Genomic DNA, 22,063 nt, shown 5'->3' with positions numbered 1-22,063 from the left:
ATCTTGTTTCGCTTTTTTAGTTAGCCATTAGCGAATTTAAAGAGAACTCCATTTGAATTCTTTTTGACTGTAACTTAACTTCCTTAAACAAGGAAGCGTTAAATAAAAACTACCGCAGTCACAACCACTATGGCTCCAATTATAAAAACCATTAGACACTGCGGTAGCTAAACTGCAATAATGCAGCTATACTTTACATAAACAAACCTATAATTATTATAACCAATACTACATTACAACAACTTTCGGTAATACTTTTATGTTTTTAAAAAGAACAGATATCACTTATTTTAAAGCACTTAACACTCAAAATGTACTTTATTTTTATGAAATTACTTTATTCTTGATCTGTGTAAAATTAAGTATAAATACTTAATTTAAAGATTCACAATTAAGTAATATTAAATAATTACTAGATTAACAATTAATGATTAGCCATTTTAAATATTCATTAATAAACAAGGCTTCCTTAATGATTTAATTACAAAAAATGAATTTCATTAATCACAAGAACCATAAGCCTTATTAATAAGGACTAACCATTCTCATTTTCAAACTTATTCACTAACTGAGGGGTCGCTTTATCTGCCATTTTCTGAATCACACGATGCATCCAAATTAAACAAACCGCAGATAATACTAACATTAATATCCAACAGCTAGACCAAAGTCCAGTACCTTCTAATAAGTATCCAAAAATTATAGGACAAAAGAAACCTCCTAAACCACCAAGTACACCTACCATACCTCCAACAACACCAACTTCCTCAGGGAAATAATCTGGAATATGCTTATAGACCGCTGCCTTACCAATACCCCAAATAGACCCTATTATAATCGCAACAATAGCGAAGATCCATAAGTTGGCTTGAAAGAAAATATGCGTATTTCCTTTAGCGATTAATTGCTTCTTTTTAACAACATCTCCTTTTTCAACAAGCACTTCTTGCCATGATTCTTTCTTTGGAAAAATATGAAATCCTTCATCGACGTTTGCTAGTTTATCAGTTTTAGCTTTAACTGCATATTTCACACCTTCTACTTCTATATAATCAGAAGTCACATTAGTTACAGTTCCCGATGCCTTAGCCATAATTCCTTTACCTGCAGAATAAATATCCATTTTAGGTATAATTAGGATAGCACTAAAAATTAATGAAGACCCTAACACCCAATACATCACTTTTCTTGCACCAACTTTATCAGATAACCAACCTCCAAAGGCTCGAATAATACCAGAAGGCAAACTAAAACAAGAGGCTAATATACCGGCTGTCACCAAATCTAACGCATAAACATTCGTGTAGTAAGGCACTAACCAACCAGCGAATGCTACGAAACAACCGAATACTAAAAAGTAATATAATCCAAATCGCCACACTCTAATACTCTTAAGAGGCACCATCATCGCTTTAATTGTTTTCGAGCTTGAAGCTGGTTTTTTATTTTTAGTTGTTAGAAAAAACACCACGGCCATAAGAACTAAAACTCCAGCGTATATTTTTGGCATATCTCTCCATCCGTCTAAATTTGTTTTATTATCCGTTAAGAAATTTAAAAGTTTAGGACCTACTAATGTGGTTATGGCCGCACCAGCATTACCAGCACCAAATATCCCTAAAGCCACACCTTGTTTTTCTTTAGGAAACCAAATTGAAGAAAAAGCAATTCCAACTGCAAAACTAGCTCCAGCGATTCCAAAACCTAAACTACAAAGTGCAAAAGACCAAAAATCATTTGCATAAGACAATAAGTACATAGGAACAGCACACAATAACAATAACCCCGTAAATACAGGCTTACCACCTAATTTATCGGTTAATACACCTGCAGGTAATCTAAAAATAGCCCCCGTTAATACCGGAATACCTATTAACCAACCTATCTCCACAGCGCTCCAAGAAAAAACTTGATTATCAACTAAAAAAGTAACTAATATCCCGTTTAACAGCCATGCTGCAAAACAGAACGTAAATGCTAACGTATTAATAAACAGTATTTTATTTGCTCCTTGTGTTGTATTCATTACAATTTTATTTAAAATTTAACGCACAGATTATATGCTTTATTACACAGCGAAATTAAGTATAAATACTTAATTTTTGATTCAAAAACTACGTAATCAAATAAAATTATGAGTTTAACAATTATAGAAACAAGATTTTGAAGAATTATTAAAAGGACTCACTAATTCTTATATTTTTTAATAGAAAAGCTAATTTAGATAGCTAAAGGCGAACTTGCAAAACAATAAACAATAGAAATTATACTGTTTTCCAGCACAAATAAATTAATGGTTTCTACTTTTCTAACGGCACGCCACTTTCATAATAGGTTGTGTTTAAAATATTTCCATCCTCATCATATTCATACCACTTACCTTCTTTTTTGCCATTTTTATAACTTCCTTCTTCCCTTAAAACACCAGTTTCATAATAGTAGTCTTTAAATTTACCATCACCTGAATTTCCAAATGTTGTTTTGTATAATACATCGCCTTTGGTGCTGTACACGGTATATTCACCAATAAGTAAGCCTTTATTATAATTTATGCTTTTTACAAGTTTGTTGTTATAGGTGGTTTTCCATAAGCCGTTTTTATGACATAACCTTAAATACCCAGTTGCAATATACCCGGTATGTGTACCTATAGAGAAATCGGACTTAGCTCTTATTATATCATTTGTTTGGTTTTCTTTAGAATTTGATTTTCTTACTTTATAATAAATCGCATAAAAATTATCACTAATTTCTAAATCTTTATATGTATAACACTCTACCCCCTTAATGATTTCTGAATCTAAGTAAAGTGAATTAATAAAAATCGGCGGTGCTTGAATGTTTTTGTTTTGCCCTAGAAGACTAAAACTTAACAACAAAAAACTTAAGAGTATATATGTATTTCTCATTTATTATAGAATTTTAATACATCTTCTTGTAGACTCTTCCATTGAAACTTCCAAAAAGATTTTCTTTTATTATTATAGTCCATAAAATTATCAGTTTCAGCCTGTTTAAATTTATACAGGTTTCTATTTAGTGTATATAAAGCCGAATTGATAACTCTCATTTCATCACTATAGGGCACCCAAAGCTTTCTAATTTCTTCCTTAGTATACCCCCCTGTTTTAATTATTTTATCAAAATAACCGTCAATTTCTGCTTTTCTATAATTATAAGAAATAACCTCCTCTGCTGTCAAATCCTCATCTTCTCTAAAAGAATGCTCTAACCCTGCAACATAAGCAATTTCATGGGCGAAAGATTCTTTATTCCAAAGGTTTGTTTCAAAGATGGCTAGATTTTTTGAATCAATATCTCCCAAGTTCCCATAACCTCCAGCTCCTGTACTATTATCCTTTTTAACATTTTTTAATGGTGAAAGAAATACTGTAATCCCTCTGTTTTTAAATGCTTTTGGATGTTGCTTTTTAAATTCAACCTCAAACTTATCTAATAAATTTCCTTTAAAAGCACACCCCTCATCAACAATAAGGTCGTCAGCAATCCATTTTTCTTCATCTATAATTACATCATAAACCTGACCAATATGACATTGTAATAAAGCTTGGTTTAAGGATTGTTCGTTTAAATATTTCTGTAAATTTTGTAAATCACCATTTATATCTTTGCTCTTATCTCCAAAACCTTGTGAGTGGTCCATCATATTTTCAATGATTTGCTTGTCTCTTTCAGAAGAAACACCTCTTAATATACGAACAGGGGTAATATTAAAGTACAACTGTTCATGATTAGCATTTTTAAACACATTTAACTTTCCGACTTCATTATTATCTTTATCTAATAATGAAATGACTACATCATTGCTTAACGGTGTTTCACAGACTACGGTTATTTCCTTACAATTAGCTTCAGATATTTTCAATTCGTTAGGCACAAATTTAATCCCGCTTTTTGGAGGTAGTTTTATAATGTCTGTATCTTTTAAACTGCCTTCTATTTCTGTAATTACCAAATTTAGCTTTACATTTTCTTGATTAGGAAACATACTTAACCATGGCACAAAGTAATCTTGGTCATGAATTTTGGTTGGCGTGTATTCTTTTTTTAGTTTTTCATAATTTTCAGATATCTCTTCATATTCGTCTCGCATCCAATCGAAACCAATCTCACCTTTATAAGTATCTAATCGTTCAAATTTTGCTATAAACTTCAGAGCTAATTCGTCTTCAACTTCTTCTGTTTCTTCTCGTGTAATTAAATTAACATCCTCGCTTGGAAAAGTAGTTCTCCAATTGGCGGCGTATTCCGTTAGAGTTTGAGGGTCTTTAACACCAGCTGCAGTAATTTCAAGAGTTTCACTCATCGGCTCACTCCCTATTGATGAAAAGTTGTTTTTCCAATTTACAAGGTGGCAATCGTAGAAGTTAATTTTACGTGTTTTACCTCCTAGGATTACAGGATAAATATGCACTTCAATTTGTTTGGCTTGATTGGGAGCAATAGCCCAATCGGTTAAGTCTAAATCTTTTCTAGATTCAATAACTAGTTGAAGGCCGGTAAACACTGGTTTTTGAGAAGGTCTCCCATTATAATCGGCTTCTTGCCTAAAACCAAAATTAAACCACAAAAGATTTACTTCCTGTCTGTCTATTATTAATTTTGCATTTACCATTATTGCTTTTGCATTTATTAAAGGACTTGTGTCATTTTACCTTGTTGAATACAAGATCGATGATTTGTATAATATTTCTTTCAAATATAAGATAATTACCACAAGATTGACAGGGTTTTTGAATTTCTATCTCCTTGCCTGAATCTGGATGTTTGTCTTACGAAATATTAGTAAAACACTTAACTAACATAAATAATTTAGAAAAGAAACCCTTATTGGAAATAAGGATTAAGGATGGTGTTTTCTACTATTTAGCTCCCTGTTTACCGCAAATAATATCATGAAACAAGCAAGTGAAATAGCTCCAAAATCTATTCATTTTTTTGGTAACTGCACACAAGAATTTAGGGTGTGTATTTGGTAAGAATAAAATAAGTACAAAGTTTTAATAAGTACTTAACAGAAAAAATTAATTAAGAATTAACAGCCTAAGCCAAATCAAACGCTTTAGCCTTATTGCTCAGTTCCATTAAGTTTTTAACTTCTAATTTTTTCATAAGATTAAAACGATGTACTTCAGCAGTACGTTTACTTATTTGAAGTTCTTCAGCAATATCTTTATTGTTTTTAAGCTGTAATACTAAGTTAAGTATTTGCTTTTCACGCTTAGTCAATTTAAAGGGGTCTTTTTTAACCTGCTTTTCTTCAGCAACAGCGGTATTAGTATTGCCGTTTACAAAATTATTCATGATGATTGCAGAAACGTCTCCCGTAAAATATTTCCCACCAGCAGCGACATTATTCAGTGCTTTTAAAAACTCTTCCTTACTGGCTCCTTTTAACAAATATCCATCAGCACCAGCTTGTATGGCTTTAAGCACATATTCCTCTGAATCGTGCATAGACAGTACTAATGTTCGAACATCGGAGTAGGTTTTATTTATCTCCCCTACCACTTCAATACCATTCATTTCTGGCATTCTAATGTCCACAATTAAGACGTGTGGCTTGTTTTCAGCGATAATCTCTAACGCTTCTTTTCCATTGGAAGCCTCAGCAATAACTTTTACCCCCGATTGATCTTCTAAAAGGGCTCTAATCCCATCTCTAACTAAAACATGGTCGTCTGCAAGCACAACATTAATAATATCCATAAATTCCATTTATAAGTACAAAAATAACAAAATTAAGTATAAATACGTATTTTATTCTTTTAGCGCAGTCACTTGAATTTCAATTTTCATTTTATCATTTGCTAAGCCAGCAGAAAACATAGTAGCCGCGGGCTTAATTTCACTAAAATATTCTTTTAAAACCGGCCAACAGTCTTTAAATTGATTGGCATGAGGTAAAATATAAGTCACTCTTACCACATCATTCAAACTAGAGTCCACTTGCTCTAACACCTTTATTATATTAACAAAACATTGTTTAGTTTGTTCTACAATATCATCACTAATACACATGGTATCATAATCGTATCCAGTAGTTCCAGAAACAAAAATCCAATTCCCTTTAACAACAGCTCTTGAATACCCAATTTGATCTTCAAAATCTGAACCCGAACTTACATTTTTTCTTGCCATAAAAACGTATTAAAACCTTAATCCTGCATATCCTTTATTGGAATATTTAAAGTAACACGAGTCCCTTTTCCTATTTCAGAATTTAAAAAGAAACGGCCGTCAATATACTTAATACGCTCCTTCATGAAAGTCATCCCCATACCGCCATCGCCATTTTTCACATTCTTGACATTCTTAGGGTCGAAACCTTTACCATTATCATCAATAACAATACTTAAAATATTTTCACTATGCGATAACGCTACTAATATGTGAGAGGTATCAGCATATTTAATGGCATTATTAATGGCTTCTTGAGTGATGCGATAAATATTAATTTCAACTAAAGAATCTAATCGCTGATTAAAATCTGTTTTATTAAAAAGCATAATTTCCTTCCCTGTAAGTTTAGCCAATTCTTGGGTTAATTTTGCAATAGCAGGCACAATACCATGATCGGTTAATTCTGGTGGCGCTAAATTAAAAGTAGCCGTTCTAATCCCTTTTATAATATCGCTAGCAAGCACTTTTAAGTTTTCAATTTTAGAAGTAGCTTTTTCAATATTACTCGTATCGATACTTTCTAAATTGTATTTTAACCCTGTAAGCATTTGTCCGATACCATCATGCACATCTTTAGCAATTCTATTTTGCTCCTTTTCTTGGTTTTCAATAATTTTACTAGAAATGATCTTTTGCTGATTCATTTTCTCCTCAAAACTCGCTGTTGTCAGTCTATCAATCTCTAATTGTGCTGCTTTTCTATCAGTAATTTCTGAAGCGATAATAAGTAGTTCCGATCGGTCTTCGGTTGGACTATAAGGTATAATTGCCATTTCCAGCCATACATCCTTACCTTCCTTTGTACTCGCTTTCACCTCACCTTGCCAGCCTGTTTTCTTATATTTTGTTATCAGTTCCTCTATGATAACTTGCTCCGTCTCCTCTTGTGATAAAACTGTCCAAAACAAACCTATATCGGTCATTTTCGAATACTTAAAAAGGCGTGAGAATTTATTTCCCATATGTACAATGTACCCGTTTGGCAAAATTCGAGCAAACAGCAGAGTATCGTCCATAGCCCGGCTAAGCGCACGTAATTCTTTTATAGATTTTTCTTTAGCAGAACTAAGTTCATCGGCATCAAAAGCCATTTGCTTAGCGCGTTTTTCAGCATATAATAATTCCGAAAGGGTTGATCTCACCGATTTTGCTGCAGGCCAAAAAATAAACAAAAACTCTCCTAGCAAAATAATTAAGGTCAAGCCAGTGAGCCACATTTCTAAATGCCTTAACCAATCTACTTTTTTGTCTGCTTCTAGATCATATTGATTTACAATATCATCCATCATCAATAAAAAATCGCTCTCATTTTCTCTGACCACCTTAACTTCTGAAGCAAAACTTGAAATAGGCGACTTTGGATCCTCTTCTATTTTAGAAACAATAAATTTAGAAGCGAAACTAATTTTATCAAATATTGGGTTTAAAATCGAAAACCTGGCGCGAATTTCTTCAGTATTTTTATCGGGAAGCCCTAAGCTGTCGCTACCATTTTGAAGGGCATAGTGAGACAGTTTCCAAAGGTCAAGTGTTTCTTTAATTTTATTCTTAATTAACACCCTTGTTTCTAAGCTATTTTCTGAAGATAAAGAAACGACGTTTTTTGTTAGCTTCTGACTAAGCATACGTTGTCTTCCTGCCACATTTATAACAGAAGAATCCGTTTCCTGATCGGAAAGATGGTTACGAATAAGCATTTGGCTAACAATTACAGAAACCGCAATTGTACTTAATGCAATAATATAAAGCCGGCTTAATTTATCAAACGTTCTTTGGTCTAATGAATTTCCGTGCTTTGTCATATATTACATCATTATGAGATTGCTTTTTTAACGAGTGCTAAACTTTTTTCCGAATAAGGCAATTGTAAGGCAGCCTTATGTCCGTTTTCAGACATCTTAACCCAAGTTTTCTTAAGAATGTCTATAATTTTTTCATCGTCATGCTTAGCGGCGAATTCATCGAAATAGTAATCTAAAAACACTAAACAAATCGTGTCTTCTAGAATTTGAGTTTCTTCATTCTTTTTAATGAGTTTTTTGTTAACTAACAATGAAACTCGATCTATAAACTGCCGATCGAAACCTACTTGTTCCAAGATTTCAGCAGTTATTTCCGCATGCATTTTTTTTAATGTTTCACGCCACTTTAAATACCCTACTCGATCCATAGGATACTCGTCTCTTGCAATTTTCCAACGGCAAATGTGTTGTGCACGTGCTGCGATTTGAAGGGCTTTAGACGCATCAGGACAAAACTGTAATAACTTCCTAGTCATACGTTGTGAATACAACAATTCCTTAGGATATTCCATTCCAGCTACCTGGTATGTATTCGTATCTTCTGCGTTTTTTTTATCTATTAAAGCTATAGCTGTTTCAAATCTTGTAGGCTTCATATGTACTTTATATTACTTTTCATTATTCTGAAAAGCCAATATACACATTTTCTCCTTCAATTTTAACAGGGTAAGTTGCAATAGCATCTAAATCGCCATTTAAATTTTCACCATTTTCTAATGAAAAAGTTTTTTTATGAAGCGGACAAGCAACTTTAGGAGTTCCCTTATCATCACCAATCATTCCTCTACTTAACACCATTTCCATTTTATGCGGACAAACATTTTGACAAGCGTACCATGTATTTGTTCTTGCAAAATTAAAAACAGCGATTTGCTTATTTTTATATTTAACACAAGCGCCACCGTCTTTTGCAAAATCATCAACTGAAGCTGCTTTAAACCAAACTTTTACATCTTCTAATTTGGTTGTCTTATATGTATCTAGAATTGCTTCCATTTTTTAATTTTTTAGGCTATTAATTAATTCCACTGTTCTGGCATTTTTTGATCCCTCATAGGAACAAAAACTAAGTTATCATCTTCTTCTTCACTATTAACAAAGTGACTAAAACGTTTCATAGCTTCAGGATCATTAACTGCTTGTGTCCATTCACATTCGAATTTATTCACTAAAGTTTGCATTTCTTGATCTAAATCGGCAACAATACCCAATTTATCATCAATAATAACTTCTCTTAAGTAATCGATACCACCTTCTAATCTTTCTTGCCATGCAGCAGTACGTTGTAATGGTTTTGCTGTACGCATGTAGAACATTAAATATCTATCTATATATTTAATTACAGTTTCATTATCTATCTGCTCGGCAAATAACTCGGCGTGACGTGGAGTAGCACCACCGTTTCCACCTAGGTATAAGTTCCAACCACCTTCAACAGCAATTAAACCAAAATCCTTTCCGCGCGCTTCTGCACATTCGCGAATACATCCTGAAACACCACCTTTAATTTTGTGTGGCGCACGTATACCTCTATATCTGTTTTCTAATTCTATACCGAAACTCACACTTTCGTCCATTCCGTAACGACACCATGTAGAACCTACACAGGTTTTCACCGTTCTTAAAGACTTACCATAAGCATGACCACTTTCAAAACCGTGATCTATTAATTCTTTCCAAATAATTGGCAATTGACTTAAAGTTGCACCAAATAAATCGATACGCACACCACCAGTTACTTTGGTATATAGATCATACTTCTTAGCAATTTGACCAAGTGCAATTAATTTATCTGGCGTAATTTCACCTCCTGGAACACGAGGTACAATAGAATAGGTTCCGTTTCTTTGGATGTTTGCCATGAACCTGTCATTAGAATCTTGAATCGCATACTCCTTATTTGCTGTATCTGCATTAATACTAGCAAGTAATGATGCCACTAAAGGCTTACACAATTCACAGCCATGCCCTCCAGTTCCATGACTATCCAATACTTCATTAAACGTGGTATACCCCTTTACTTGAATAATTTTATATAAATCTTGTCTGCTTAATTCAAAGTGCTCACAAACACCTTCTTTAACCTCAATACCTAAAGATTTAAGCGTGGCGTTGGTTAAATCGGCAACCATTGGTTTACAACCTCCACAACCTGTCCCTGCTTTTGTACAACTTACAACACCACCAACATCGGTAGCCTGACCGTCTTCAATAACACCACAAATTTGTCCTTTAGTCACACTTTCACAAGAACATATTTGGGCTTCGTCAGGTAAATCCATAACATCACCAAATGAAGCTCCTCCGTCACCTGCAGGTAAAATTAATTGCGCTGGATCTTCAGGAATTTTCATTCCGTTTAAGTAAATCTGATGCAACATGCTATAATCAGACGCATCTCCTACAAGAATACCCCCTAACAATGATTTACCATCAAGACTTACATTAATTCTTTTATATAAATGCTGTGTTTTATTTTCAAAAATAATCGAATGCCCTTTAGAAGCTGGCATAAAAGGCTCTCCAAAACTTGCTACATCTACACCAATTAACTTTAATTTGGTAGACATATCAATCTCGTCTGGCATCAGGCTATCTGCCATACCTACAATTTGATCTGCAGCTACACCAGCCATATCATAACCGGGTGCCACTAAACCATATATCATTTGATTATATAATGCAATTTCTCCAATGGCAAAAATATTTTCGTCTGAAGTCTGCATTCTATTGTCTACTACAATACCACCACGAACACCCATCTCTAAGCCGCAAGATTTTCCTAGCTCGTCTCTTGGACGAATTCCCGCAGAAATAATCAACATTTCTACATCTAGCACATCGTCTTCTCCAAACTCCATCCCAGTAATCGCTTTATCACCCAAAATTTGGTTTGTAGCCTTACTTAAATGAATATTTAATCCTATAGACTCTAGTTTTAATTGCAATACTTGACTACTTCTTGAGTCCAATTGTCTTGGCATTAACTTACCAGCAAACTCCACAATATGAGGTTCTAACCCCATATCCATTACAGCCTTACCTGCTTCTAACCCTAATAAACCACCTCCTAAAACAGCTGCCTTAGCATTTGGGTTAGTTTCTTTAAGCTTAGCCGCATAAGCCAACATACCTTCTAAATCCTCAATCGTTCTATATACAAAAACACCCTCTTTTTCAACACCTTTAATTGGAGGCACAAAAGCAGAAGACCCTGTAGCTAAAACTAAATAATCATACGAAAAGTCACGATTCTTAATCGTAGTTATTGTTTTACCTTCTTTATCTATATCGGTAACAAGTTCACCTGTAACTAACTCTATTCCGTTTTCTTCATACCATGCTCTCGGGGCCATTTCTAACGCTTTAGCATCTTGATTTTCAAAAAACTCACTTAAATGAACTCGATCGTAGGCCGGTCTTGGCTCTTCACCAAAAACAGTGATTTTAAAATCTTTAGCTTCGGATTTTGCTACAAATTTTTCACAAAATTTATAACCAACCATTCCGTTTCCAACAACAATAATATGTTTCATAATTACGTATTTGAAAACAAAACTAAGTATTTATACTTATTTTTGGACGTATTTTTTTTAGAAATTTTAGTGGAACTGCAATTATTACCGATTTCTCAAATAGAATTGAGATATATTGCTTTTTAGAAAAATTAATCGTTCAGATTTGATAAAACCTTAAACAATCTCTATTGTGATAGGAATGCTCTTGGATGCGGGTGTTTTGGCTGTGTGCGCAAAACTAGCCAAAGGTACTAAAACATTTGTTTCTGGGAAATATGTAGCGCAACAATTTTTAGGAATGTCGTAACCAACCACTTTAAAATTATTTGCATTTCTTAAGACGCCTTTAAATTCTGATTTCAAATTTACCAACTGTTGTTCCACTAAACCACGTAATTTCATATCCTCACGATTCATAAAAACAACCCGTCTTCCATTAAAAACGCCACGATAACGATCATCCAATCCGTAAATAGTGGTATTAAATTGATCATGACTACGAATAGTCATCATGATTAACTCGTCATCTTTTAATCTCCATTCAGGCAGCTTGTTAATCGAAAAATTAGCTTTTCCAGTTTTCGTATTAAACTTTCTAACACGTGCACCGTTTGGCAAATAAAATCCTGACGGTTTTTTTAAACGCTTGTTATAATTTTCAAAACCAGAAACCACGTCTTCAATAGCATCACGCACCAAATTATAATCATCTTTATAGGCTAACCAATTAATTTTTGAGCGTCCTTTTAGTGTGGCATGTGCGATACCACAAACTACCGCGACTTCACTAAGTAATGCTGTGGAGCAAGGTTCCAAAACACCTGCTGTAGAGGTTACTACACCCATTGAGTTCTCCACACTTTGTTTTTGCAATCCAGACTTTTGATAATCTTTTTCGGTTCTTCCCAAACATGGAAAAATTAAAGCTTCCCGTCCTGTAACCAAGTGCGATCGGTTTAATTTCGTACTTACATGCACCGTTAAATTGCAGTTTGATAACGCTTTCGCGGAATAGACCGTATCTGGAACTGCAGATATAAAATTCCCTCCAAGACCAAAGAAGACCTTTGCCTTTTTTTCATACATCGCTTTAATCGCATCAATAACCGAATACCCATGCTTTACACTAGGTTTAAAACCGAATTTTGACTCAATTTTATCTAAAAAAGCCTGTGGTGCAGACTCCCAAATACCTACTGTTCTATCACCTTGAACGTTAGAATGCCCACGTACAGGGCAAGTGCCTGCACCTTCCTTCCCTATACTCCCTTTTAAAAGTAATAGGTTTACAACCTCTCGAATATTATCTACCGCATTTTCATGCTGTGTAAGCCCCATAGCCCAACATATAATAATTTTCTTTTTATTAAGAACCAGATCGAAGACTTGATTAAAAACAGCTTCAGAAACTCCTGAAGCCTTTAAGCAATCATCAAAATTATAAGTTTTTAAATCGGTAATAAAAGCATCATAACCATGTGTAAATTCATTAATAAACTCTTGATCAAACACGTTACCTTTCGCTTCTTCTTCAGCCAATAACTTTAAAAGCATTGCTTTAAAAAAAGCCACATCACCATTAATAGTTACAGGTACAAAAACATCGGCCAATTCGGTACCACCGGTTAATAATTTAATTGGATTTTGCGGATTGGTAAACTTCACTAAACCGACTTCTGGCAACGGGTTTACGGCTACTATTTTACCGCCATTATTTTTACATTTCTCTAAGGCCGTTAGCATGCGCGGATGATTTGTTCCTGGGTTTTGCCCAACCACTAAAACCAATTCCGCTTTATACAAATCATCTAAAGTCACCGAACCTTTTCCAATACCTAAGGTTTCAGACAAAGCACTTCCACTGGCTTCATGACACATATTCGAACAGTCTGGCAAATTAGATGTTCCGTATTCGCGAACAAACAATTGATATAAAAAAGCAGCTTCATTCGTCGTTCTTCCGGAGGTATAAAAAACCGCTTCATCGGGATTATCCAAAGCATTTAAATGTGTACCCACTTTATTAAAAGCTTCTTCCCAAGAAATGGGTTTGTAGTGTGTTTCGCCTTCAGCAAGATACATGGGTTCAGCTAAACGCCCAGATTTTCCAATTTCAAAATCTGTCCAATTTGCCAATTCATCCACGCTATGTTTTGCAAAAAAATTAGCACCAATAGTTTTATTCTGGGCTTCTTCAGCAATGGCTTTGATACCATTTTCACAAAATTCACCTAGAGCAGAGCGTTCATCATCTGGATCTGGCCAAGCACAGCCCGGGCAATCAAATCCACCTTTTTGGTTCATTTTTCTACCCAATTTAAAAGCATCGGCAATATTCATATATTTTGAAACCTGACTCATGGCAGCTGTTATACCGCCAAAACCCACACTGTGCTTAGGTGGTTTCGTAGTTTTAAGATTTTCAAAATCTTCAGGTGTTAATGCTTTTTCTTCGGCAGATGAACTCATAATATTTGGTTTGACAAACTCAAATATCGTCTTTTTAAATTAATATGAAAACACCAAAAGAGCCAGTAGTATAGAAAAGCAAAATAATTATTCTAAATTGTACCCCTATTCAGCTTGTCCGTCACATGAAAAAAAGAATCACTTTAAAAGATATTGCCCAAACTTTTGATGTCTCTATAGCCACCGTATCCAAGGCGTTAAAAGACAGTCATGAAATTAGCGCCAAAACCAAGACTAAAATTCAGGAATATGCCAAACAACACCATTATAAACCTAATGTAACAGCGCTTCACTTATTAAACAAAAAGACGAAAACGATAGGTGTTGTTATCCCTAATATTTTAAATACTTTTTTTGCCAAAGTATTTATAGGTATTGAACATATTGCGTCTCAAAACGGTTACCATTTAGTCTCTTGCATCTCGAATGAATCGTTTGAAAAAGAGGTGAAAACAATCGATTTATTGAAGCACGGGCACTTAGATGGCATTATCATTTCTTTGGCTGAAGAAACACAATTAAAACAAAATTTCACCCATTTAAAGAATACCTTAAATGAAGGTATTCCAATCGTGATGTTCGATCGAGTTTCAGATGAATTGGAATGCGATAAAGTAATCGTTAACGATCTTGAGGGTGCTTTTCATGCCACAAATCACCTTATTAAATCGGGTTGTAAAAAGGTGGCCTTAATTTCGGTTATTGATAATTTAAGCGTGGGAAAATTACGGGTTGAAGGTTATAGAAAAGCTTTAAACCAATGTAACATATCTATTGACGAACGTTTAATAGTGCGTATTAATAAACACGAAGATTTCGACACCGCCTTAAAAATTATTCTATCCGATAAAAGCATCGATGGTTTATTGTGCTTAGAAGAAAGTGCCGCAGTGAATGCCTTGCACTTAGTAAAAAAAATGAATTACAATATTCCTGAAGACTTATCCATTGCTTGTTTTACCAACGGAAAGTTGCTACAACATGTTACACCTTCCATATCGGCTATTAGTCAGCATGGTAAACATATTGGCCAAACGGCGGTAAAAATGCTCATTGACCGCATTGAAAACGAAGCGAACCCAAAACCTTTTGAAACTAAAGTTGTTAAAACGAGTTTAATTGAGCGCGAATCTACAAGGCGATTACATTAATTGGTTTTATTAAAAAATGCACTAGGATTTTCGCCTGTGTATTTTTTAAAAGTACGGTTAAAATGGCTGGAATCAACAAAACCCAGTTTTTCTGAAATTTCAGTGATGTTCAGGTTGGATTGTTTTAAAAGTTGTTCTGCCATTTTTATTTTTGTTTGAATCACATACTGCTGAACAGAAATACCAGCATGTTTTTTAATAAACAACCCCACGTAATTTGGTGACATGTAAAATGTTTCAGCAATCGTTTTTAGCTTTACTCGCTCTTTATTGAGTACATTCTGCCGAATATAAGTTAAAATATTCTCTACTTTTTCTTCATCTGAAAATTGTTCGTGCGATTCGTTTTTTATTCGTGATTTTAAGTTCCTAGACAGCACAATTAAAAGGGCTCCAAACAATTCGGTTAACACATTTCTATTATAAGCTAAAGTATTATTCATTTCATTTTTTATGAGGTAATACAATCCTATGAGTTGTGACTTATCAGTTTCATAGTGCACAATGCTTTCTGCAATAACATTGGAATGAAAAATAACCGTTTCTATATTTTTTCGCCAATAAGTACTTGAAGTGAAAGTTGATTTCTCTAAAAACAACTGCTCTGTGAATTTTATAATTCCGAAGGTCGTAGGCTCTGAAATGATAAACTCATGCTCATCCTTTGGAGTTAAAAAGAAAATATCACCTGCTTGATAATTAATAATACTGTCATTTAAAAGATGCTGACCCGCGCCTTTTAAAACAAAAGTCAACTCAAAAAAATTGTGTTTATGTCTTGGATACCCCCACTCAGTTACCGCTTCAAATTCTAAAACATCTAGATCCTTATTTATAAAAAAACGCTTCGCCATAGTAAAACATATAATTATACAAATATAACATGTATTTATACAACAAATAACATAGACTTCTGCTTTAATTTTGCCCTGTAACAAAACTTAACATCATGATTACCAAAGCAAAAATCATAGAAGCATATAAATTTAGACACGCTTGCAAACTTTTCGATACGACTAAAAAGATTAGCGATTCAGACATGAATTTCATATTGGAAACAGGCTTATTATCACCAAGTTCTTTTGGTTTCGAACCTTGGCATTTTATCGTGGTTCAAAACCCAGAATTAAGAACAAAACTGAAAGAAAGTGCCTGGGGAGCCACAGCCAAATTAGATTCGGCCAGTCATTTTATAATAGGGCTAACCATGAAAGCTCCATTAACTAAATATGACAGTCCATACATTGAAGATTTTATGCGAAATATTCAAGAGTTACCAGAAAATGTTATTGTACAAAAAGGTGCTGCTTACGAAGCATTTCAAAAAAGTGATTTTGACTTATCCGATGATCGAAAACTTTTCGATTGGGCTTCAAAACAATGTTACATTCCTTTAGCTAACATGATGACAAGTGCTGCAATGATTGGTATAGATTCTTGTCCGATAGAAGGTTTTAACCAGTCTATAAGCGAAAAAATATTAAAAGAAGATTTAGGTGTTGACACCAATTTATATGGCTTATCCTACATGGTAGCTTTTGGATATCGTGTTAATGACCCAAGACCAAAAACCCGAAGATCACTAAACAACATGGTAACTTTTAAATAATTATTAATGAAGAAACAAAAATTAATTTATGGCATTACAACGCTTATTTGTCTGTTAGGATTTACAGCTTGTAATACTAATGAAGCAAAAGAAATAATCATGAAAAATCACACAAAAAACACAAAAAAATATTGGCCAAACGATGCGCAATTAGTCATTTCCTTCTCTATGCAATTTGAAACTGGCGGCCAACCAGAAGGCGCTGAAAGTCCGTTCTCGGGCAATCCATTACCAAAAGGAAACCCTGATATGCCCGCTGAAAGTTGGTTTAGATATGGTGCTAAGGAAGGTGTTTATAGAATGCTAAAACTTTGGAAAAAACATGATATTCATGTCACATCCCATGTTGTTGGTGAAGCTGCTATCAAGTATCCTGAAGTAGCCAAAGCTATTGCAGAAGGTGGTCATGAAATTGCGGCCCACGGTATTTCTTGGAGCGATCAATGGAGCATGAGTTATGCCAATGAATTGGATTTCATAAAAAAAGGAATAGACACCGTTGAGACGATTACAGGACAACGTGGTATTGGTTACAACGCCAACTGGTTAAGACGCGGACCAAATACACTAAAAGTTTTACAAGAGTTAGGTTTCTTATATCATATAGATGATTTAAGCCGAGATGAACCCTTTATAACCAAAGTTCGCGGAGAAAATTTTGTGGTAATACCATATACTTTACGTAATAACGATATCGTGAATATCGAAGGCAAACAATGGAGTCCCGACCAATTTTTAGCACAATTAAAAGCTGAGTTCGACCAGTTATATGAAGAAGGCAATACCCAAAGACGCATGATGAGTGTGAGTTTACATGATAGAATTGGTGGTGCTCCATCGGTAGTACATGTGGTTGATGAATTCATCAAATATGCAAAAACACATGAAAATGTTGTTTTTATGCGAAAAGATAATATTGCAAAAATGATAAAAGACGATCCAAATACCCCTATAGATAATTCAGAATTAGAATATAACAAATAAAAAAGAGGACCAATTAACTCAAAATCCATGGTTTATTGATAATTTAGGAAGTGCAATAAAATTTCAAGGTCACACGAAACCTATTTTAGAAACACACAAAGATTCTCGCATTCAATTGGTGAGGTGCTAAAAAATTCAGCATGACGTAAAAATTGAAATATGATATAAATCAAATAACCATAAACCACATGAGTAACAGAAAACCATACAAAATTGCCTTAATAACCATTTGGATTATTTACATCCTTTATGAAGTTTATCTCAATTTCATTTGGGCAGCAAATGAAATCGGAGCTATAATTCGAGTAGATTTATTTATTTTATGGCCATTTCTATTGATTATAACTATTTTTCTGTTGTATAAAATTTTTAAAAAGAAAAAATAATATGAAACCTTCAAAAACATTATTTTCAGAATATAAAATGGGAGAAATCCCTTTAAAAAATCGTTTTTTAATGGCTCCCATGACCCGCTCTAGAGCGTCTCAACCAGGAGATATACCCAATGCACTTATGGCAGAATATTACGGTCAGCTTGCCTCGGCAGGTATAATTATTACAGAAGCCACTCAAGTATCATTACAAGGCAAAGGCTACGCCAATACCCCCGGCATTTATACCAAAGCACAAATTGAAGGTTGGAAATTGGTCACCAACGAAGTCCATAAAAAAGGCAGTAAAATATTTTTACAACTTTGGCATGTTGGTCGTGTTTCAAGTGCTAAAGTAAATGGGTTACAACCTATAGCGCCTTCAGAAAAAATAGCGAAAGAAACCAATGTTTATATTTTTGATGGTGCCCCGAATGGCGATGCCACTTTTGTCCCTGTAGAAACACCTCGTGAAATGACAAAAGCAGATATAAACCAGGTTATTGAAGAATTTAAAATAGGGGCTAAAAATGCTATTGAGGCTGGTTTTGACGGGGTAGAAATACATGGTGCTAACGGCTATTTAATCGATGAATTTTTAAGAAGCAATTCCAACGAACGTACCGATGAATACGGAGGAAGCAAAGAAAATCGTGTGCGTATTTTAAAAGAAATCACTCAAGCGGTTGCTGATGAAATCGGCAAAGGAAAAACAGGGGTACGCTTATCACCTTTCATCAGTTTTAAAGACATGAATGATCCTGAAATCTTGGAAACCATTATGATTGCCTCTGAAGCCTTGGAAGAAATTGGAGTTACTTATATACATTTATGTGAAGCCGACTGGGATGATGCTCCTGAAATTCCTAATGATTTTAGAGTTAAACTACGCAATACATTCAGCAAAACCCTTATCGCAACAGGGAACAAAACACCTGAACAAGCGAATGACTTATTAGGTAAAAATTTAGTTGACTTGGTTGGTTTTGGCAGAAAGTTTTTAACCAACCCTGATTACCCTGAACGTGTAAAAAAACAGGCTAAAATGAACGAAATTAGCGATACACATACACTTTTTGGTGGTGGCGCCGCAAGAGGTTACACAGACTACCCTTTTCTTGAAAAGAGCGTGAGTTCTTAATTAATCAAAGGTATTTTAAAGTTAAAAAAAAGCCTCAACACTAAAATCGTTGAGGCTTTTTTCCAATTACCAATTATTAATACTACTAATCTATTTTTTCCAAATACTTTCCATTTCTTCTAAAGTTTTCCCTTTAGTTTCTGGTACCATTTTCCAAACAAAAATAGCTGAAAGTATACTCATAATTCCGTAAAACAAATAGGTACCTCCACTACTAAACTCCATCATTGGAGGGTAGGTAGACGATATAAAGAAGTTAGCTGCCCATTGTGCGGCAACTGCAATAGCGATAGCCTGACTTCTTATTTTATTCGGGAATATTTCTGAAATAAGCACCCAACAAATTGGCCCCCAACTCATCATAAATGAGGCGGTATATACAATGATAAACACCAATGTAGCCATACCAATAATATTTTGAAATGCTAATATGGAAATGGCAATCATACCAATCGCCATTCCTATCGAACCTGTAATAAGCAGTGGTTTTCTACCCCACTTATCTACAGTCATAATCGCAACTACAGTAAACACGACGTTTATTAAGCCCATGATAATGGTTTGAAGCATCGATGCATCTTTCGCAGCCCCCATACTTTCAAAAATTCGTGGTGCATAATACAGTGCCACATTAATACCAACAAATTGTTGAAACACAGATAATAAAATACCTACTATAATCACCACTTTTCCGTATGAATATAATGCGCCTTTAGTTGAACTGGTTACAGAATTTTTAATTTCCGATAGCACTTCTTTTGCTTTATCGATACCGTTAAACTTTGTAAGGGTAGATAAGGCTTCTTCATCTTTACCTTGAAGCGCCAAATACCTTGGTGTTTCAGGCATAAAAAACATGAGTATTGCAAAAATAGATGCAGGAATGGCTTCAGATAAAAACATGCGTCTCCACCCAATTTCATTAATCCACTCAATAGTTTGTCCGTCGGCAATACCCCAATTCACAAAATAAACCACAAGCATACCGAAAATGATGGCAAACTGATTGAGCGAAACTAATTTTCCTCGAATGTCTGCAGGAGCAATTTCACCAATATACATCGGGCAAACTGCTGAAGCTAAACCTACACCAATACCACCAACAACTCTATAAAAGTTAAACATCCAGAGTAATCCCATAGATGGTACGCCTTTTTCAAAAAATAAAAATTCAGGATTACCAGAACCTAAAGCTGATAATAAAAACAAAACACCAGCGATAATCAACGCTTTTTTTCTTCCGTATTTTGAAGATACAAATCCTGAAATTGCCCCACCAACAATACAACCAACTAACGCAGAAGATACCGTAATACCATGTAAAAAAGAACTCAATCCCTGACTATCAATCAAGAACGCTTGAATTGACTTTTCTGCTCCAGAAATAACAGCAGTATCATAACCAAATAACAAACCACCAAGGGTTGCTACAAGGGTCACTACATATATATAAAACTTATTTTGAGCTGCCATTATATGTACTGATTAATTATGTTCTCAAACAACTCTTGTTTACCACTTTGTAAAGACAACTCACCGTTTTCTTGAGCAATTTTATATAAATCTGTTAACTCTAATTTCCCATCTTCAAAGGCTTTTCCTTTTCCTGAGTCGAACGAACTGTAACGTGCTTCTCTTAATTTTTCATAAGGTGAAGAGGTCATAATTTTATCTGCAATCAATAAAGCACGTGCAAACGTATCTGCACCACCAATATGTGCATGGAAAACATCATCTAAATCGGTTGAATTTCTACGGATTTTAGCATCAAAATTAATACCGCCACCTTGTAAACCACCAGCTTTTAAGAATACTAGCATCGCTTCAGTCGTTTCTTGAATGTTATTAGGAAACTGATCTGTATCCCATCCGTTTTGATAATCGCCACGGTTAGCATCCATACTTCCTAACATCCCTGCTTTAGCAGCCACTTCAATTTCATGCTGAAAGGTGTGCTGCGCTAAAGTGGCGTGATTTACTTCTATATTTATTTTGAAATCTTTATCTAAACCATATTCACGTAAGAATCCAATTGCTGTAGCCGAATCAAAATCATATTGATGTTTCATAGGCTCCATAGGTTTTGGCTCAATAAAGAAGTTTCCTTTAAAACCTTGAGCACGGGCATAATCTCTTGCCATACCTAAAAAGCGTCCCATGTGATCTAATTCACGCCCCATATCGGTGTTCAATAAAGACATATAACCTTCACGACCTCCCCAGAATACATAATTTTCACCACCTAATTTAATGGTAGCATCTAAAGCCAATTTAATTTGTCCGCCAGCACGAGCCACCACGTCAAAATCTGGATTAGTAGAAGCGCCGTTCATGTATCTCGGATTAGAAAAACAGTTTGCTGTTCCCCAAAGTAATTTTACTCCCGAAGCCGCTTGTTTCTCTTTAATATAATCGGTAACAGCGTCTAACCTACTTTCATGCTCACCAAAGGTAGCTCCTTCACGTACCAAGTCGATATCATGAAAACAGTAATAATCGAATCCCATTTTCGTGATGAATTCAAAGGCTGCATCTGCCTTTTCTTTTGCTGCTTGAATAGCATCTGTTGGTTGATCCCAAGGAAAGTTAATCGTGCCTGGTCCAAATGGATCACCACCAGTGCCACAGAACGTATGCCAGTAAGAAATCGCAAATCTAAAATGCTCGCGCATTGTTTTTCCTGCAACAACCTGCTCTGGATTGTAATATTTAAATGCTAAAGGATTATCAGAGTCCTTGCCTTCATACTTTATTTCGCCTATACCTTTATAGTATTCTTTGTTCCCTATAGTTGCCATAACTTATTAGTTTATT

Annotated in this window: 17 protein-coding genes; 4 read left to right on the top strand and 13 right to left on the bottom strand. The window is 34.7% G+C overall.

What is annotated here, in order from left to right; genetic code table 11:
* Window positions 1-535 precede the first annotated feature (535 nt).
* From KO493_RS12545 to KO493_RS12500, 10 genes are all read right to left on the bottom strand, one after another.
* A complete protein-coding gene (locus KO493_RS12545) occupies window positions 536-2,026 on the bottom strand; it encodes an MFS transporter (RefSeq protein ID WP_216068312.1) in 1,491 nt (496 codons plus the stop codon).
* Window positions 2,027-2,300: 274 nt separating this feature from the next.
* On the bottom strand, window positions 2,301-2,909 hold the full coding sequence (locus tag KO493_RS12540) for a toxin-antitoxin system YwqK family antitoxin (RefSeq protein ID WP_216068311.1): 609 nt from the start codon (window positions 2,907-2,909) through the stop codon (window positions 2,301-2,303).
* Complete coding sequence (gene tssD, locus KO493_RS12535) at window positions 2,906-4,636, bottom strand: type VI secretion system tube protein TssD (protein WP_216068310.1); 1,731 nt, start codon at window positions 4,634-4,636, stop codon at window positions 2,906-2,908. The genes KO493_RS12540 and tssD overlap by 4 nt, the downstream gene beginning before the upstream one ends.
* Before the next feature lie 428 nt (window positions 4,637-5,064).
* Window positions 5,065-5,730, bottom strand: coding sequence for a response regulator transcription factor (locus tag KO493_RS12530; RefSeq protein ID WP_216068309.1), 666 nt, complete (start codon window positions 5,728-5,730; stop codon window positions 5,065-5,067).
* A gap of 51 nt (window positions 5,731-5,781) precedes the next feature.
* Complete coding sequence (locus tag KO493_RS12525) at window positions 5,782-6,162, bottom strand: RidA family protein (protein WP_216068308.1); 381 nt, start codon at window positions 6,160-6,162, stop codon at window positions 5,782-5,784.
* Window positions 6,163-6,179: 17 nt separating this feature from the next.
* Window positions 6,180-8,006 carry a sensor histidine kinase gene (locus KO493_RS12520; protein WP_216068307.1) on the bottom strand — a complete coding sequence of 609 codons (1,827 nt, stop codon included), beginning with the start codon at window positions 8,004-8,006 and terminating at the stop codon, window positions 6,180-6,182.
* Window positions 8,007-8,017: 11 nt separating this feature from the next.
* The gene (locus KO493_RS12515; protein ID WP_216068306.1) at window positions 8,018-8,602 is read right to left on the bottom strand and encodes a DUF4202 domain-containing protein; all 585 of its coding nucleotides are present in this window, start codon (window positions 8,600-8,602) and stop codon (window positions 8,018-8,020) included.
* A 22-nt stretch (window positions 8,603-8,624) separates the two neighbouring features.
* On the bottom strand, window positions 8,625-9,002 hold the full coding sequence (gene nirD / locus KO493_RS12510; RefSeq protein WP_216068305.1) for a nitrite reductase small subunit NirD: 378 nt from the start codon (window positions 9,000-9,002) through the stop codon (window positions 8,625-8,627).
* A gap of 23 nt (window positions 9,003-9,025) precedes the next feature.
* Window positions 9,026-11,542 carry a nitrite reductase large subunit NirB gene (gene nirB / locus KO493_RS12505; protein ID WP_216068304.1) on the bottom strand — a complete coding sequence of 839 codons (2,517 nt, stop codon included), beginning with the start codon at window positions 11,540-11,542 and terminating at the stop codon, window positions 9,026-9,028.
* Window positions 11,543-11,698: 156 nt separating this feature from the next.
* Entirely contained in the window at window positions 11,699-13,993 is a 2,295-nt protein-coding gene (locus KO493_RS12500; protein WP_216068303.1) for an FdhF/YdeP family oxidoreductase, read from the bottom strand.
* Between the two features lie 125 nt (window positions 13,994-14,118).
* Between KO493_RS12500 and KO493_RS12495 the strand changes: the two genes are divergently transcribed.
* Window positions 14,119-15,144, top strand: coding sequence for a LacI family DNA-binding transcriptional regulator (locus KO493_RS12495; RefSeq protein WP_216068302.1), 1,026 nt, complete (start codon window positions 14,119-14,121; stop codon window positions 15,142-15,144).
* Here the strand turns inward: KO493_RS12495 and KO493_RS12490 are convergent.
* Complete coding sequence (locus KO493_RS12490) at window positions 15,141-15,998, bottom strand: AraC family transcriptional regulator (RefSeq protein ID WP_216068301.1); 858 nt, start codon at window positions 15,996-15,998, stop codon at window positions 15,141-15,143. The genes KO493_RS12495 and KO493_RS12490 overlap by 4 nt on opposite strands.
* Window positions 15,999-16,093: 95 nt before the next feature.
* Here KO493_RS12490 and KO493_RS12485 point away from each other — a divergent pair, with 95 nt between their 5' ends.
* From KO493_RS12485 to KO493_RS12475, 3 genes are all read left to right on the top strand, one after another.
* The gene (locus KO493_RS12485) at window positions 16,094-16,753 is read left to right on the top strand and encodes an NAD(P)H-dependent oxidoreductase (RefSeq protein WP_216068300.1); all 660 of its coding nucleotides are present in this window, start codon (window positions 16,094-16,096) and stop codon (window positions 16,751-16,753) included.
* 6 nt (window positions 16,754-16,759) lie between these two features.
* Window positions 16,760-17,737, top strand: coding sequence for a polysaccharide deacetylase family protein (locus KO493_RS12480; protein WP_216068299.1), 978 nt, complete (start codon window positions 16,760-16,762; stop codon window positions 17,735-17,737).
* 387 nt (window positions 17,738-18,124) lie between these two features.
* Window positions 18,125-19,249, top strand: coding sequence for an alkene reductase (locus tag KO493_RS12475; RefSeq protein ID WP_216068298.1), 1,125 nt, complete (start codon window positions 18,125-18,127; stop codon window positions 19,247-19,249).
* Window positions 19,250-19,339: 90 nt separating this feature from the next.
* Here the strand turns inward: KO493_RS12475 and xylE are convergent, their stop codons facing one another.
* On the bottom strand, window positions 19,340-20,722 hold the full coding sequence (gene xylE / locus KO493_RS12470) for a D-xylose transporter XylE (RefSeq protein WP_216068297.1): 1,383 nt from the start codon (window positions 20,720-20,722) through the stop codon (window positions 19,340-19,342).
* Complete coding sequence (xylA, locus tag KO493_RS12465) at window positions 20,722-22,047, bottom strand: xylose isomerase (RefSeq protein ID WP_216068296.1); 1,326 nt, start codon at window positions 22,045-22,047, stop codon at window positions 20,722-20,724. Before xylA ends, xylE begins: the two co-directional genes overlap by 1 nt.
* Window positions 22,048-22,063: the final 16 nt, after the last annotated feature.

Source organism: Pseudotamlana agarivorans (assembly GCF_018860245.1).
GTDB lineage: Bacteria > Bacteroidota > Bacteroidia > Flavobacteriales > Flavobacteriaceae > Pseudotamlana > Pseudotamlana agarivorans_A.
This window is presented reverse-complemented; position numbering and strand designations above follow the sequence as displayed.

What these genes read in the sequence shown, in the direction of transcription:
- xylE (WP_216068297.1), bottom strand. Translation starts at nt 20,722, where the DNA reads ATGGCAGCTCAAAATAAGTTTTATATATATGTAGTGACCCTTGTAGCA.
- KO493_RS12540 (WP_216068311.1), bottom strand. Translation starts at nt 2,909, where the DNA reads ATGAGAAATACATATATACTCTTAAGTTTTTTGTTGTTAAGTTTTAGT.
- nirD (WP_216068305.1), bottom strand. Translation starts at nt 9,002, where the DNA reads ATGGAAGCAATTCTAGATACATATAAGACAACCAAATTAGAAGATGTA.
- KO493_RS12480 (WP_216068299.1), top strand. Translation starts at nt 16,760, where the DNA reads ATGAAGAAACAAAAATTAATTTATGGCATTACAACGCTTATTTGTCTG.
- KO493_RS12545 (WP_216068312.1), bottom strand. Translation starts at nt 2,026, where the DNA reads ATGAATACAACACAAGGAGCAAATAAAATACTGTTTATTAATACGTTA.
- KO493_RS12495 (WP_216068302.1), top strand. Translation starts at nt 14,119, where the DNA reads ATGAAAAAAAGAATCACTTTAAAAGATATTGCCCAAACTTTTGATGTC.
- KO493_RS12490 (WP_216068301.1), bottom strand. Translation starts at nt 15,998, where the DNA reads ATGGCGAAGCGTTTTTTTATAAATAAGGATCTAGATGTTTTAGAATTT.
- KO493_RS12475 (WP_216068298.1), top strand. Translation starts at nt 18,125, where the DNA reads ATGAAACCTTCAAAAACATTATTTTCAGAATATAAAATGGGAGAAATC.
- KO493_RS12500 (WP_216068303.1), bottom strand. Translation starts at nt 13,993, where the DNA reads ATGAGTTCATCTGCCGAAGAAAAAGCATTAACACCTGAAGATTTTGAA.
- KO493_RS12485 (WP_216068300.1), top strand. Translation starts at nt 16,094, where the DNA reads ATGATTACCAAAGCAAAAATCATAGAAGCATATAAATTTAGACACGCT.
- KO493_RS12520 (WP_216068307.1), bottom strand. Translation starts at nt 8,006, where the DNA reads ATGACAAAGCACGGAAATTCATTAGACCAAAGAACGTTTGATAAATTA.
- KO493_RS12530 (WP_216068309.1), bottom strand. Translation starts at nt 5,730, where the DNA reads ATGGATATTATTAATGTTGTGCTTGCAGACGACCATGTTTTAGTTAGA.
- xylA (WP_216068296.1), bottom strand. Translation starts at nt 22,047, where the DNA reads ATGGCAACTATAGGGAACAAAGAATACTATAAAGGTATAGGCGAAATA.
- KO493_RS12515 (WP_216068306.1), bottom strand. Translation starts at nt 8,602, where the DNA reads ATGAAGCCTACAAGATTTGAAACAGCTATAGCTTTAATAGATAAAAAA.
- nirB (WP_216068304.1), bottom strand. Translation starts at nt 11,542, where the DNA reads ATGAAACATATTATTGTTGTTGGAAACGGAATGGTTGGTTATAAATTT.
- tssD (WP_216068310.1), bottom strand. Translation starts at nt 4,636, where the DNA reads ATGGTAAATGCAAAATTAATAATAGACAGACAGGAAGTAAATCTTTTG.
- KO493_RS12525 (WP_216068308.1), bottom strand. Translation starts at nt 6,162, where the DNA reads ATGGCAAGAAAAAATGTAAGTTCGGGTTCAGATTTTGAAGATCAAATT.